We start from the raw sequence: 13,386 nt of genomic DNA on the forward strand, positions 1-13,386 counted from the left end.
CGTGCGGGTCGTCGGCGACGAGGTCAACTCCGCGCCGACCCTGCGGCCCGGTGGCGCCCAGCTCACCCAGCGGCGCTACCCGGTCATCGCGGGCAAGCGGCTGTCGGTGCCGGTCCTCGCCGACTGGCGCGACCCCGAGAACGACACGCTGGCCGCCCGCGCGGACGCCGAGGGAGCCGTCGTCGACGGCGCGGGGCGGGTGACGCTCACCGCTCCGGTGGAGGAGGGGCGCCAGCCGATCGGCTACGTCGTCACCGACGGCCGCGGCGGGTCCACGAAGGGCACCGTCGAGGCCCAGGTGCTCGGCACCGGGCCTGAGGTGCGCTTCGAGCCCCCCACCACGCAGCCGGATGCCGTGCGCGGTGTCGTCGGCAAGCCGCTGCAGGTCGAGCCGCTGGGCAACGACATCGCCGGCGCCGACCCGGGGGAGCCGGACGCGTCGCTGCGGCTGCGCTCCGAGGTCCGGCCGGCGTGGGGACGTGCTGGTCACCGCGGCCGCGTCGCCCGCGGACGGCTCCGGCTGGCTGCGCGCCTCCATCTACCAGGGTCGCTGGCTGCGCCTGGAGGCCGCGGAGCCCGCACCCCTCGACGCGGGGACCGGGCGTCGCGGCACCATCCGCTACACCGTGAGCGACGGCACGCAGCGCACCAGCGGAGAGGTGTCGGTGCTCCAGCAGCCCCCCGCCGACGACGCCGTCCCGCTCGTCGAGGACGACACCGCGACGGTGCGCGAGGGCGACACGGTGAGCATCCCGGTGCTGGACAACGACACGATGGCCGACGGCATCCCGCTGCGCCTGGACCCCGAGTCGGTGAAGGTCGTGAGCAAGGGGGACGCCCAGCGCGCCTTCGCCTCCGGCAACGTCGTGCGCTACGTGCCCGAGGCCCGCGGCCTGCGGGCGCCGAAGTTCGTGACGATCGAGTACGCCGCGTACGCCGAGGGTGCGAAGGGTCGGGCGCAGACCGCACGAGCGCGCGTGCAGGTCAACCCTCTTCCCACCAAGCAGCAGGTCAACCAGTCGCCCGTGGCTCGCAGCTTCACCGCGACCGTGACGGCGGGCGACCCGCTGACGATGACCATCCCGACCTTCGGCGTCGACCCCGACGGCGACAGCGTCACCCTGACCGGGGTCGTGGGCGCCGACGACGGCCCGGTCGACCTCGCGCTGGGCCGGGTCGTGGGGGTCGGGCCGACGACGATCCGGTACGAGTCCTTCCCGCTCGCGGCAGGGACCGAGGTCATCACGTACGAGGTGCGCGACCGCTTCGGCGCGACGAGCCGCGCGTTCGTGAGGGTCGGCGTGGTGCAGCCGGGCGACCCGCAGCCGCCCGTCGCCGTCGACGACGAGGTGTTCGCCGCGCCGGGCAAGACGGTCACCGTCAAGCCGCTCGTCAACGACCTCATCGCCCGCGGCGACGTCGTCGAGGTCGACACCGAGTCGCTCAACCCGGCGGATGCCCTGCGCGCCTGGCGCGTCGACGAGGACCACACGGTGCGGACCAAGGTCCCGGACGACACCGCCCGCGTGCACCAGCTGGCGTACGGCATCAGCGACGGCCTGTACGACCCGTCCCGCGCGAGCATCCTCGTCCGGCCCGTCGCGGGGTACAAGAACCCGCCGGTGGCCAACGACGACGTCGCCGCGCCGAAGCCGGGGGAGACCTCGACGGTGGTCGACGCGCTGGCCAACGACACCGACGTCGACTCCGACCCCGCGACGCTGCGGGTCAAGGAGGTCCTCTCCCCGGACGCGCAGGTCACGCCCGACGGTCGGGTCAGCGTCAAGATCCTCGACCACGCCTACTCGGTGCCCTACGTCATCGTCGACGAGGACAACGAGGAGGCGATGGCGCTCATCCACGTCCCGACCGGCGCCAACGGGCAGCCGTTCGTCGTGGCCGGCTCGCTCATCACGATGGACCCCGACTCGTCCAAGACCGTCAACCTGGGCGACCACGTGCGCTCCCCGCGCGGTCGGGTGGTGTCGGTGACGACGGCCTCGACGGTCTCGGCCTCCCCGGCGGAGAACCTCTCGGTCAGCCTGGGCGACAACCGGACCCTGCAGCTGACCTCCTCCAACGGGTACGTGGGCCCGGCCGCGGTGATGCTCGAGGTCACCGACCAGAGCGCGGTGGACCAGAAGGACTTCGGCACGGCGTACGTGTCGGTGCCGGTGCAGGTCGGGCCGCTGGTGCCGCTGCTGCGCTGCCCCGACGGCGCCGTCTCGGTCACCGCGGGCGGCCTGGACCGCACGGTCGACATCCCGACGGTCTGCCACGCCTGGCTCCCGGTCGGCATGACCCTCGACGACATCGAGTTCTCCGCTCGCTGGCGGGAGGAGCCGGACGCGGACCTGCGCGTCGACGGTGCGGGCAACCGCCGCCTGACGCTCCACGCGGACGGGGACGCCCGCAGCAGCAACGGCACCATCGAGGTCTCGGCGCCCGGTCTGCGCGAGCCCTCGACGATCGCCGTGCGGGTCATCGGCCGTGCCGACACCGCGGGGGCCGACGGCACCGACAGCACCTCGCCCGAGGACCCGCTGCCGCCGGCACGCGTGCGACCGGTGACGGTCGACGGCCTCGAGGCCGGCCAGTCCCGCACCGTCGACCTGCGTCCCTACCTGGACTCGCCGCTGCCGCAGCCCGAGTGCACCGTCACCGCCGCGTCCGTCGAGCAGGGGAGCGGCCTGACCGTGGCCCGCTCCGGATGCTCCGTCACGCTGACCGCCGGCGACCGGCCCTCGCAGAAGGCCGCGGTCGCCGTGACCCTCAGCGACGGCCCGAAGCGCAGCGCGCGCGGGCGCATCACGGTGACCCTCCTCGGCCGTCCCGACCCGCCGCGTCGCGTGCAGGCGGTCGCCGACCGCGACGCCGGCGGCCAGGCCCGCGTCGCGTGGCTGCCCCCCACCTACGACGGCGGAGCCACCATCACCTCGTACGTCGTCCGCTGGACCGGCGGCTCGTCCGGCAGCACGACGTGTACCGCCTCGCCCTGCACCGTCCAGGGACTGACCAACGGCAAGGACTACAGGTTCACCGTCGCGGCGGTCAACGGTGTGGGAGAGGGCGACCCGTCCGAAGCGAGCGCCGCGGTCCGCCCCGACACGCTGCCGCGGGCGGTGACCGGCGTGCGGATGGTCGACCGCGGCGACGGTCGCCTCACCATCGCGTGGGACCAGCCGGTCAACGAGGGCAGCGCCCTGCGCAAGTACGTCGTCCGCCTGATCTCCTCGACCGGCCAGACCACGACGCAGAACGTCGTCGCGCCGCGGCGGCAGGCCACCGTCACGGGCCTGGACAACATGGCGGAGCAGGACGTCCAGGTCCAGGCGTGGAACGAGCTCGGCGCGGGTCCGTTCGGACCCGCCGTCTCGATGCAGTCCGCCGGCACCCCGCCCGCGCTGCCGGCCCCGAAGATCGCGGCGAGCGGCCCCGGCCCGGCGAAGGACTCGGCGACGCTGACCGTCTCGTGGGAGCAGGGCAGCCCCAACGGGCCGCCGACGACCGGCTACACGCTCTACCAGTCCGTCGACGGCGGCGGGTGGACCGTCGCCGCGCGCACCGGGGCCGGTGACCGCAGCGCGAGCGTCGTCATCCCCTACGACGGGCGCCAGTACCGGTACACGGCGACCCTGACCAACGGTGCCGACCTCGAGGGGCCCAAGTCCAACGCGTCGTCGTTCACGTCGGTCGGACAGCCGTCGACCCCGACCGTCACCGCGTCGACGCCGTCGGCGAACCGCCAGATCCAGCTGACCGTCGGGGTCGGCCAGCCGCGCGCCGGGTCCTTCAGCGCGATCCGGTGGTCCGGCGGCGGCAAGAGCGGGTCGGTCGCCTGTGGCTGCGCGCCCGGCTCGCAGAAGACGTTCTCCGTCGGCCCGTTCGACACCAACCCGACCCGCCAGTACGCGATCACGGTGTGGACGGTGAACTCCGGGGCCCAGGAGTCGGTCCGCAGCTCCGCGGCCGCGACCCCCTACGGCGACACCCTGACCCCCACCGGCCTGCGCAGCTCGCGCAACGGCGACACCATCACGTGGACGTGGAACCTGCCGGAGAACGGCCGGCCGATCACGGACGTCCAGGTCCGCGGCGCCGTCGACCAGACCTTCGGCGGCAAGCGGACGCAGGTGAGCCACACCGGGTCGCCGGGGAACACCTACCGGCTCGAGGTGCGGTCGAAGTCGGCCGCCGGGTGGTCGGCGTGGGCCGGTCCGCGGGCCGAGACGATCCCCGATCCCAAGGCGATCTCGCTGAGCAGCCGTCAGGGCGCTGCCGAGCGGGGCGTCTGCGCGAACTGCTACCGCCTGGTCTGGACCCCGTCGGGGGTCGCGAACGGCACCTACGACTTCGCCTGCTACCGGACGGGCGGGGTGCGGTTCTACCCGCCCTCCGGGACGAGGACCGTCACGGTGAGCGGGTCATCGCACTCGGGGGCATGGTGCGCCGTCGACCCGAACTACGGGTATGACCTGTGGATCGTGCTGACGAACGGCCCCTCGGGGAGAGTCGAGTCCAACCACGTGAAGATGCAGCGCTGACCCCTGTCGGTGGTCACCCCTAGCGTCGTTCACGACAACGAGGACGAGGTGAGACGCATGACCCGTGACGACGTGATGACCATCGACTGCCGCACCTGCCCGGTGCGCGAGCTGCACTGCGACGACTGCATGGTGCCCGTGCTCCTGAGCATCACCGGCACGCGCACCGACGGCGCCCTCGACGCCGAGGAGCGGGCCGTCGTGACCCGGCTCGTCCGCGCCGGCCTCGTCGACGCCGAGACCGCCGCCACCGTGCGGGCCACGGTCGAGCCCGGGGCCGCCCACGGGAGCCGCGCCGTCGGCTGAGCCGTTCTCCGTACGATGACGCGGTGCCCGCCCACCGCCCGTCCCGCCCGCTGACGGCGGCGGTCGTCGGGCTGGTGCTCCTGGCCGGCTGCAGCGGGGGCGACGCGTCGCCACCCCGGGTCGCACCGCGGACCGCGACCCCGACCGGCTCTCCCGAGGTCGACACCGCCTCGGCCACCGCCACCGCCCTGGACGAGCTCCTCGCGCGCCGCGACGCCGCCGTCCTCGACGGTGACCGGGACGCGTTCCGCGCCACCGTCGCCGACCCCGACGGTGCCGCCGGCCGCGCCCAGCTGGCCGCCTTCGACGCCGCCCGCGCGCTGCGCCCGGACCGCCTCGCCCACGACGTCGTCGCACCCGTCGACGACCCCTCCGCCGTCGACGTCGGCGTCCGCTACCGCCTCGCGGGCCTCGACCGCGGTGACCGGACGGCACGCACCCGCTACCGCGTCGTGCGGGACGGCGACCGCTGGCTCGTCGCGTCCGAGGCCTCCGCGCCGGGGGCCCAGGCGCCGCCGTGGACGGCGATGCCGGGCCTCACCGTCCGCCGCACGACGCACGCCGTCGTCGCCGGCACCCTGCCGTCCGCCGACCTCGACGCCGCCGGCCGGACGGTCGACGACGCGCTGCCGGGTCTGGCCCGCCGCTGGTCACGCGCCCCGGGCCGAGTGCTCGTCCTCGCCCCGGCGACGGTGGCCGAGGGCGAGGCGCTCCTCGGTGCGGCCGCGGACGACGGGGTGGGCGCGAGCACCGACGGCCCGACGGGCGAGGACGGTCGGGCCACGGGCGACCGCGTCGTGCTCGACCCCTCGGCGCACGCGCGCCTGACCCGGACCGGGCGCGTCGTCGTCCTCACCCACGAGCTGGCGCACGTCGCCGTCCGCGCCACGCTGCCGGGCGCCCTGCCCACGTGGCTCTCGGAGGGCTACGCCGACCACGTCGGGTACGCCGGGGCCGACGTCCCCGTCACGGACCTGCTCGCGCCGCTGACCGCCGCCGTCCGGGCCGGCGCCGCACCCCGGGACCTCCCGGACGCGGCCGCCTTCGCCGCCGGTGGGTCGCTCGAGGTCACCTACCTCGCCGCGTGGCAGGCCGTCGAGCTCCTCGCCGACCGGCGGGGCGAGGCCGGCCTGGACCGGCTGCTGCGGGCCTGTGCCTCCACCGGCGGTGAGCAGGCTGCCGAACGCATCTGCGACACCGCCCTGCCGGAGGTCGCAGGGCTCGACCGTCAGGCGCTCACGCGGCTGTGGCGTCAGCGCCTCGACGACCTCGCGCGCTGAGCGCGTCCGGGTCGCCGCGCCCGGCTGCGTCGTCGTCGGCCCCGGAGGGCACGAGGACCGACGCCAGCACGAGCGCCGCCACCAGCCAGAACTGGTTGTAGAACGCCTGCTTGTTGACGAGGTTCGCGACGGCGAGCACGAGCGCGGCCCAGCGCAGCACCTCGCCGACCGGGGGCCGGCGCCGCCACACGGCCCACATCGCGCCGCCGACCGCGGCGAGCATCGCGAGCCCGGTGACGGCGAACGGCAGCGCCACGCCGTGGACGTTGAGGAAGTACAGGTACCAGGTGTTGGCGAACCGGATCGGGTGGAAGGTGAGCAGGGTCGTCACGGTGTCGTCGACGAACGCCGCCGGGTCGGCCACGAGCCACGGCAGGAGGAGGACGCCCGCGAGGCCGCCGGTGGCGAGAGTGCGCCGCCAGCCGAACGGCTGCCACACGAGGAGCACCGGGGCGACGAGGGCGAGGTGCTGCTTGCTCGCACAGGCCAGGGCGAGCGGCACGACGGCCCACCAGGCGTGCCCGCGGCGGACGAGCGCGGCCCACCAGACGAGGAGGGCGGCGAGCACGGGCTCGGTCCAGGACTGGTCGACCTGGGTGATGGTGCCCGGCGCGACGACGAGCACCGCGGCCGCGGCCGCCGCCCGCGCCCGGCCCGAGGGCGTGCCGCCGGCGAGGTACCAGAGACCGGCCAGCAGCACGAGGGTCCAGACGAGCATCATCCAGCGCACGTCGCCGGCGACCCAGCGCCCCGGCGCGGTGAGGACCATCATCCACGGCAGGTACGTGAAGTGGTCCTGCACACCGGGGGAGCCGCTCCACTGCGCCGTGTAGACGTTGCCGAGGCGGGCCGAGACGTCGGCGCCCTGCTGGAGGATGACCCACACGTCGATCTTCGGTGCACGGTCCCCGAGCACCGCGACCGAGGCGAGCACGGTGTGGGTCAGGGCGGCCCCGCCCAGCACCGCGGGCGGACCCCACGGCGCGCGGACGAGGAGCAGGCCGGCGAGCGCCACGCCGCCCACCGCGACGACGGCGAGCGCCGCCGTCAGCCACCCGCCGCGCAGGTACGAGAACAGCGGGACGGTGAGCGTGAGCACGACCGAGCCCAGGACGAGCACCGGTGCGAGCCACCGGGGCAGGGGCACCTCGACCCGGCGGACGAGCCACCACGCGAGCAGTGCCGTCCCCGCCGTGAGGACGAGGAGGATCGGTACCCGGAAGCGCACGACGCTCCACTGCGCGACCCCGAACCAGGCGAGCCAGGCGACGGCGAGGACGACAGCGGGTGCCGCCGCCCGCACTCCCGGCGCGGGGCGCCCGGCCGCGGGCTCAGCCACCGTAGAGCGCGTCGACCTCGTCGCCGAAGTCGCGCATCACCACGTTGCGCTTGAGCTTGAGCGACGGCGTAAGGTGGCCCGACTCCTCCGTGAAGTCGGCGTCGAGGACGACGAACTTGCGGATCGACTCCGCCTTGGAGACAGCGGTGTTCGCGTCGTCGACGGCCCGCTGGATCTCGGCCTGGATGCGCGGGTCGTCCTTCGCCTTCGAGAACGGCAGGTCGTCGAGCCCGTGGTTCGCGGCCCAGGCGGGGTACATCTCCTCGTCGAGCGTCACGAGCGCGCCGATGAACGGCTTGCCGTCGCCGACGACGATGCACTGGCTGACGAGCGGGTGTGACCGGAGGCGGTCCTCGAGGACGGCGGGCGCGACGTTCTTGCCGCCGGCCGTCACGAGGATCTCCTTCTTGCGGCCCGTGATCCGCAGGTAGCCCTTCTCGTCGAGCTCGCCGATGTCGCCGGTGTGGAACCACCCGTCGCGCACCGACTCCTTCGTCGCGTCGTCGTTCCCGCGGTAGGTGCGGAAGACGTTGACCCCCTTGATGCAGATCTCGCCGTCGTCGGCGATCTTGAGGTCGACGCCCGGCAGCGGCGGACCGACCGTGCCGATGCGCATCGCGTCGGGGAGGTTGACGCACGCCGGGGCGGTGGTCTCGGTCAGGCCGTAGCCCTCGAGGATCGAGACGCCGATGCCGCGGAAGAAGTGCCCCAGCCGCGTCCCGAGCGGCGCGCCGCCCGAGACGGCGTACTGCACCCGGCCGCCCATCGCGTCGCGCAGCTTGGCGTAGACGAGCTTGTCGAAGACGGCGTGCTTGACGCGCAGCCCGAGCGGGACCGAGCCGGTGTCGAGCGCCTCGGACCAGGCGATGGCGGTCGCGGCCGCTCCGGCGAAGATCTTGCCCTTGCCGCCGGCCTCCGCCTTGGCCTCGGCGCTGTTGTAGACCTTCTCGAACACCCGCGGCACCGCGAGGATGAAGGTGGGCCGGAACGACGCGAAGTCGTCCATCAGCGTCTTGAGGTCCGACGAGTGGCCCATCCGCACACCGGCGGTCACCGCGAGCACCTCGATGAAGCGCGCGAAGACGTGGGCGAGCGGGAGGAAGAGGAGGGTCGAGGCGCCGTCGGCCTTGACGACCGCCGCGATCTGCTCGGCGGTGTTCTCGGCGAGGGTGAGGAAGTTGCCGTGCGTCAGCTCGACGCCCTTGGGGCGGCCGGTCGTGCCCGAGGTGTAGATGACGGTGGCGAGCGAGTCGCGGTCCATCCCCGCGCGGCGGTCGGTCAGCTCGTGGTCCTCGACGTCGGCCCCGTCGCGGCTCAGCGTGTCGACGTCGCCGTGGTCGAGCACCCAGACGTGCGCGAGGCCGGGCAGCCGCCCGCGGACCCGCTCGATCGCGGCGAGGTGGGACTCGGACTCGACGAGCACGCCGACCGCGCCGGAGTCGCCGAGGATCCACTCGACCTGGTCGGGGGAGGAGGTCTCGTAGATCGGCACGGGCACCGCGCCGGCCGCCCAGAGGGCGAAGTCGGCGAGGGTCCACTCGTACCGGGTGCGGCTCATGATCCCCACGACGTCGCCGACCCCGATGCCGGCGGCGAGGAACCCCTTGGCGAGCGCCGCGACCTCCGCGGCGAACGTCGCGCTCGTGACGTCGGTCCACCCCGCGCCGGAGCGGACCGAGAACGCCACCCGCCCGGGCCGGTCCGCGGCCAGACGGGCCGGGAGGTCTCCCAACGTGCCCTCGTTCGTCGCGGGCAGGACGAGGGGCGTGAAGGTCTCGTGCACCGTCGGACTCCTTCGGTCTCGGGTGGGGAAGCCCCCCCAACTCTAGGCCCCGGCCTACGGGTAGCCTGCGGTGCCATGGCCGACCGCACCCGTTCCTCCACCGAGATCGCCGCCTCCCCGGGCGAGGTGCTCGACGTCATCGCGGCGTTCGAGGACTACCCCGAGTGGGCCGAGCAGGTCAAGGCGTGCTCGGTCCTCACCGAGGACGGCGACGGCTGGGCCGACCAGGTCGAGTTCACCCTCGACGCGGGCGCGATCAAGGACCAGTACGTGCTCGAGTACGACTGGGCGGTCGCCGAGGACGGCACCGGCGTGATCTCGTGGCACCTCGTGCGCGCCTCGCTGCTCAAGGGCCTCACCGGCAGCTACACCCTCGAGGCCGTCGGCGCCGGCACCCGGGTCACCTACGACCTCGAGGTCGACCTCACCATCCCGATGATCGGGATGCTCAAGCGCAAGGCCGAGAAGCTCATCATCGACGCCGCGCTCAGCGAGCTGAAGAAGCGCGTCGAGGGCTGATCGCCACGATGACCGCGCAGCGCTGGCACGAGGACGTCGGGAGCGTCGCCGAGGAGGCCGGGCGCCTCCTCGAGAGCCTGCGCCGCGCCGGTCGCGACTCCGCGGCGGACGCCGGAGCCACCGGAGCGCCGGCCGCGGGCGACACCGGAGCGGACGACACCCGCACCGACCCGCCTGCCGCCGAGACGTTCTCGTGCGACGACCCGGTGTGCCAGTGGTGCCCGGTGTGCCGGGCCTCGGCCTTCGTCCGCCAGCTCAGCCCCGAGACGCTCGGAACGCTCGCCGAGCTCGCGGGCTTCGCCGCCGCCGTCCTCGGCGACCTCGCCTCCGCCCGCGGGCGGGCCCACAACGACCAGCAGGGAGGCGACCGTGGCTGAAGGACCCCTCGCGGTCGGTGTCGACATCGGCGGCACCAAGGTGGCCGCCGGCCTCGTCGACGGCAGCGGCGCCGTGCTGCGGCGCACCCGCCGCGACACCCCGCACCGCTCGACGAGCCCGCGGGTCGTCGAGGACACCATCGTCTCCGCGGTCGAGGAGCTGCTCGGCGCGGGCAGCGAGGAGGTCGTGGCCGTCGGCATCGGCGCCGCGGGCTTCGTCGCCGCCGACCGCGCGACCGTCGTCTTCGCCCCGCACCTCTCGTGGCGCAACGAGCCGCTGCGCGCGGCCCTCGGCGAGCGGCTCGCGATGCCGATCTTCGTCGACAACGACGCCAACGCCTCGGTGTGGGCCGAGCACCGCTTCGGCGCCGGCCGCGGCGAGAGCCACCTCGTCATGGTCAACCTCGGCACCGGCATCGGCGGCGGCATCGTCCTCGACGGCCGGGTCGTGCGCGGCCGCTTCGGCATCGCGGGCGAGTTCGGGCACATGCAGGTCGTGCCGGACGGCATCCGCTGCGAGTGCGGCAACCGCGGGTGCTGGGAGCAGTACGCCTCCGGCAACGCGCTGGTCCGCGAGGCGCGCGCCCTGATGTCGGCCGGCAGCCCGGTCGTCTCGGACCTCTTCGAGCGCGTGGGCGGTGACCCCAGCGAGCTGACCGGTCCGCTCGTCACCGAGGCTGCGCGCGACGGCGACGCGCTGGCCCGTGAGCTGCTCGGCGAGATCGGCCGCTGGCTCGGGGTCGGGATGGCCGACCTCGCCGCGGCGCTCGACCCGGGCACCTTCGTGATCGGCGGCGGCGTGAGCGCGGCCGGCGAGCTCCTCCTCGGCCCGGCGCGCGAGGCCTTCCGGCGCCAGCTGACCGGCCGCGGCTACCGCCCGGAGGCGACGATCGTCGCCGCGCAGCTCGGCAACGAGGCGGGCCTCGTCGGGGCCGCGGACCTCGCGCGGGTCGGGGCGGCGGACCTCGCCTGGGCCGACGCGGCCGACCACGCGTCCGGTCCGGCAGCCGGCGACGCGCCGCCCGCCGGCTGACCGGACGCCGTGCCGGTCGAGCGGTTCCGGGTCGCGACGTACAACACGCGCGACTTCCTCGACGACCACCGGCTCGCCGCCCGGCTCGTGCGTGCCGTCGACCCCGACGTGCTCTGCCTCCAGGAGGTGCCCCGGCGCCTGCTCGCGCCGTGGCGGCTGCGGCGCTTCGCCGACGCCTGCGGGATGCGCTGGAGCGGCCGGCAGCGGGGGAGCGGCGGGACGACCGTGCTCACCGCCCCGCACGTCGAGCTGCTCGACGCGTCCCACCACCGCCTGCCGGTGCGCTGGCCCGACCGCACCCGGGGCTGGGCGCGGGCGACCGTCCGCCTGCGGGGCGGGCACGAGGTGACGGCCGTGTCGCTGCACCTGTCCCTGCGCGCGGACGAGCGGGTGCGCCACGTCGAGGCGGTCCTCGCCGCGCTCGACGGGGTCGAGCCGCTCGTCGTCGCCGGCGACCTCAACGAGGGCGAGGACGGGGAGGCGTTCCGCCGGGTCGCGCAGCCGGACCGGCTCGGTGTCGCGGGCCCGCACGTCCCGACCTTCCCGGCGCGGTCACCGCGCAGCCGCCTCGACGTCCTCTTCGCATCTCCCGGGCTGCGGGTCCTGCCGTTCCGCGAGGTCGCGGTCCCGGAGGCGGTGTGGGCGCGGGCGAGCGACCACCGCCCCGCCTGGGTCGACCTCGAGGTCGGCTGAGCCCGAGCGTCAGACGCGGGCGCCGTCGTCGCTGTCGTCGCGGTGGCGGGGTTGGCGCAGGACGAGGAGCGCGAAGCCGGCCAGCGAGAGCACGAGCCCGGCGACGAACCAGCGGGTGCTGTGGAAGGGCCGGGCCAGCGCGACGTAGAGCAGGCAGAGCGGCCCGGCGACGAGGCCGACGACCGCGCCCCAGAAGTGCAGGTCCTCCTGCGGGGGGAGCTCGACGGCGGGCGGGTCGTAGTGCTCGTCGTCGTCCGGATCCTCCGCGGCGGCCTCGGCGGCGGGCTCGGGCGCAGGCTCGGCGGCGCGCCACGCGGAGGCGGGGACGACGACGTCGACCGGCGGGTTGACCCACGGCGGACGCGTCGCGGGCGGGGTCGGCGTCGACGCGGCGGGCTCGTCCGGGTCGTCCTGCGCGGGAGCGGTGTCCCGGGCCGTGGGGGTCTCGTCGACCTCGGGGTCGTCGGCCGAGGGGAGGGCCCCGTCCCACGCCGCCACGATGGACGCGAAGCGCTCGTCGACGTCGCGCTCGTCCATCTCGCCTGGCCGCTCGTTCACGGTCACTCCTGGGGGTCCGGGGCAGGGCATGATCTTCGCACGGCCTCCTGTGCGAGCGAAGGGGTCGCCCGTCGTCCGTGACGGGGGGAGCAACACCGCGGGGGTGCACTAGGCTTCCCGGCACAGACGCGGAAGGGTGGATCGGTGTTCTACTGGGTGCTGAAGACGGTCGTCCTGGGGCCGATCCTCCGCCTCCTGTTCCGGCCCTGGGTCGAGGGCGAGGAGAACATCCCCGAGGAGGGGGCCGCGATCTTCGCGAGCAACCACCTCTCCTTCAGCGACTCGATCTTCCTGCCGCTCGTCGTGCCGCGCCGGATGACCTTCCTCGCCAAGGCCGACTACTTCACCGGCGTCGGCCTCAAGGGCCGGCTCACGGCGGCGTTCTTCAAGGGCGTCGGCCAGCTGCCGATCGACCGCTCCGGCGGCCGGGCGAGCGAGGCCGCGCTCACCTCCGGCCTGCGCGTCCTGCACCGCGGCGAGATCCTCGGTCTTTACCCCGAGGGCACCCGCAGCCCCGACGGTCGCCTGTACAAGGGCCGCACCGGCGTCGCCCGGATGGCCCTCGAGGCCGGCGTCCCGGTCATCCCCGTCGCGATGATCGACACCGACAAGGCGCAGCCCACGGGCACGAAGGTCCCCAAGCTCGTGCGCATCGGCGTCCGGATCGGCGAGCCCCTCGACTTCTCGCGCTACGAGGGGATGGAGGGCGACCGCTTCGTCCTGCGCTCGGTCACCGACGAGATCATGTACGCGCTGATGGAGCTCTCCGGGCAGGAGTACGTCGACATGTACGCGACGGCGATGAAGGACCGCATCGCCCGCGAGAAGAAGAACAAGGCCAAGGAGGCCGCCGAGGCCGCCACCCCCGGGCGCGCCGCGACCGAGCTCGAGGCCGCGCTCGACGCCGAGGGGCTGGAGGGCGACGCCGGTCCGGAGCGTCGCGCGAGCTGAGGC

General features: G+C 74.6%; 11 protein-coding genes and 1 pseudogene. 9 read left to right on the forward strand and 3 right to left on the reverse strand.

Annotation, left to right across the window (positions count from 1 at the left end; genetic code table 11):
• Positions 1-106: 106 nt before the first annotated feature.
• The 4 genes and pseudogenes from IG69_RS23300 to IG69_RS0114770 all read left to right on the forward strand — a co-directional run.
• A pseudogene (locus IG69_RS23300) lies at positions 107-232 on the forward strand (hypothetical protein); the annotation flags it as partial.
• 247 nt (positions 233-479) lie between these two features.
• Positions 480-4,544: a fibronectin type III domain-containing protein gene (locus IG69_RS0114760; protein WP_030528941.1), complete on the forward strand. Its 4,065-nt coding sequence runs from the start codon at positions 480-482 to the stop codon at positions 4,542-4,544.
• A 57-nt stretch (positions 4,545-4,601) separates the two neighbouring features.
• Positions 4,602-4,850 (forward strand): hypothetical protein, encoded by a 249-nt coding sequence (locus IG69_RS0114765; RefSeq protein WP_030528942.1) that lies wholly within the window; start codon positions 4,602-4,604, stop codon positions 4,848-4,850.
• A 23-nt stretch (positions 4,851-4,873) separates the two neighbouring features.
• The gene (locus IG69_RS0114770; RefSeq protein ID WP_030528943.1) at positions 4,874-6,130 is read left to right on the forward strand and encodes a gluzincin family metallopeptidase; all 1,257 of its coding nucleotides are present in this window, start codon (positions 4,874-4,876) and stop codon (positions 6,128-6,130) included.
• Here IG69_RS0114770 and IG69_RS0114775 read toward each other — a convergent pair.
• Positions 6,087-7,469, reverse strand: a complete 1,383-nt coding sequence (locus IG69_RS0114775) for a hypothetical protein (RefSeq protein WP_157577632.1) — start codon at positions 7,467-7,469, stop codon at positions 6,087-6,089. The genes IG69_RS0114770 and IG69_RS0114775 overlap by 44 nt on opposite strands.
• Complete coding sequence (locus IG69_RS0114780; RefSeq protein ID WP_030528945.1) at positions 7,462-9,252, reverse strand: AMP-dependent synthetase/ligase; 1,791 nt, start codon at positions 9,250-9,252, stop codon at positions 7,462-7,464. The genes IG69_RS0114775 and IG69_RS0114780 overlap by 8 nt, the downstream gene beginning before the upstream one ends.
• A gap of 75 nt (positions 9,253-9,327) precedes the next feature.
• Here IG69_RS0114780 and IG69_RS0114785 point away from each other — a divergent pair, with 75 nt between their 5' ends.
• The 4 genes from IG69_RS0114785 to IG69_RS0114800 are packed head-to-tail and all read left to right on the forward strand — an operon-like array spanning position 9,328 to position 11,874.
• On the forward strand, positions 9,328-9,771 hold the full coding sequence (locus IG69_RS0114785) for an SRPBCC family protein (RefSeq protein WP_030528946.1): 444 nt from the start codon (positions 9,328-9,330) through the stop codon (positions 9,769-9,771).
• An 8-nt stretch (positions 9,772-9,779) separates the two neighbouring features.
• Positions 9,780-10,148 carry a hypothetical protein gene (locus tag IG69_RS22785; RefSeq protein ID WP_030528947.1) on the forward strand — a complete coding sequence of 123 codons (369 nt, stop codon included), beginning with the start codon at positions 9,780-9,782 and terminating at the stop codon, positions 10,146-10,148.
• Positions 10,141-11,181, forward strand: coding sequence for an ROK family glucokinase (locus IG69_RS0114795; RefSeq protein WP_211251020.1), 1,041 nt, complete (start codon positions 10,141-10,143; stop codon positions 11,179-11,181). Before IG69_RS22785 ends, IG69_RS0114795 begins: the two co-directional genes overlap by 8 nt.
• 9 nt (positions 11,182-11,190) lie before the next feature.
• On the forward strand, positions 11,191-11,874 hold the full coding sequence (locus IG69_RS0114800; RefSeq protein WP_030528949.1) for an endonuclease/exonuclease/phosphatase family protein: 684 nt from the start codon (positions 11,191-11,193) through the stop codon (positions 11,872-11,874).
• A 9-nt stretch (positions 11,875-11,883) separates the two neighbouring features.
• On the opposite strand, the gene IG69_RS0114805 is transcribed toward IG69_RS0114800, so the two are convergent.
• Positions 11,884-12,432 carry a hypothetical protein gene (locus IG69_RS0114805; RefSeq protein ID WP_157577634.1) on the reverse strand — a complete coding sequence of 183 codons (549 nt, stop codon included), beginning with the start codon at positions 12,430-12,432 and terminating at the stop codon, positions 11,884-11,886.
• Positions 12,433-12,576: 144 nt separating this feature from the next.
• Between IG69_RS0114805 and IG69_RS0114810 the strand changes: the two genes are divergently transcribed.
• Positions 12,577-13,383, forward strand: coding sequence for a lysophospholipid acyltransferase family protein (locus IG69_RS0114810; RefSeq protein WP_030528951.1), 807 nt, complete (start codon positions 12,577-12,579; stop codon positions 13,381-13,383).
• The last annotated feature ends 3 nt before the right edge of the window (positions 13,384-13,386 follow it).

Origin of the sequence: Phycicoccus jejuensis, from assembly GCF_000720925.1 — a bacterium.
Lineage (GTDB): Bacteria > Actinomycetota > Actinomycetes > Actinomycetales > Dermatophilaceae > Phycicoccus > Phycicoccus jejuensis.

Coding starts and splice junctions, on each gene's coding strand:
- IG69_RS0114765 (WP_030528942.1), top strand. CDS start 4,602: ATGACCCGTGACGACGTGATGACCATCGACTGCCGCACCTGCCCGGTG.
- IG69_RS0114785 (WP_030528946.1), top strand. CDS start 9,328: ATGGCCGACCGCACCCGTTCCTCCACCGAGATCGCCGCCTCCCCGGGC.
- IG69_RS22785 (WP_030528947.1), top strand. CDS start 9,780: ATGACCGCGCAGCGCTGGCACGAGGACGTCGGGAGCGTCGCCGAGGAG.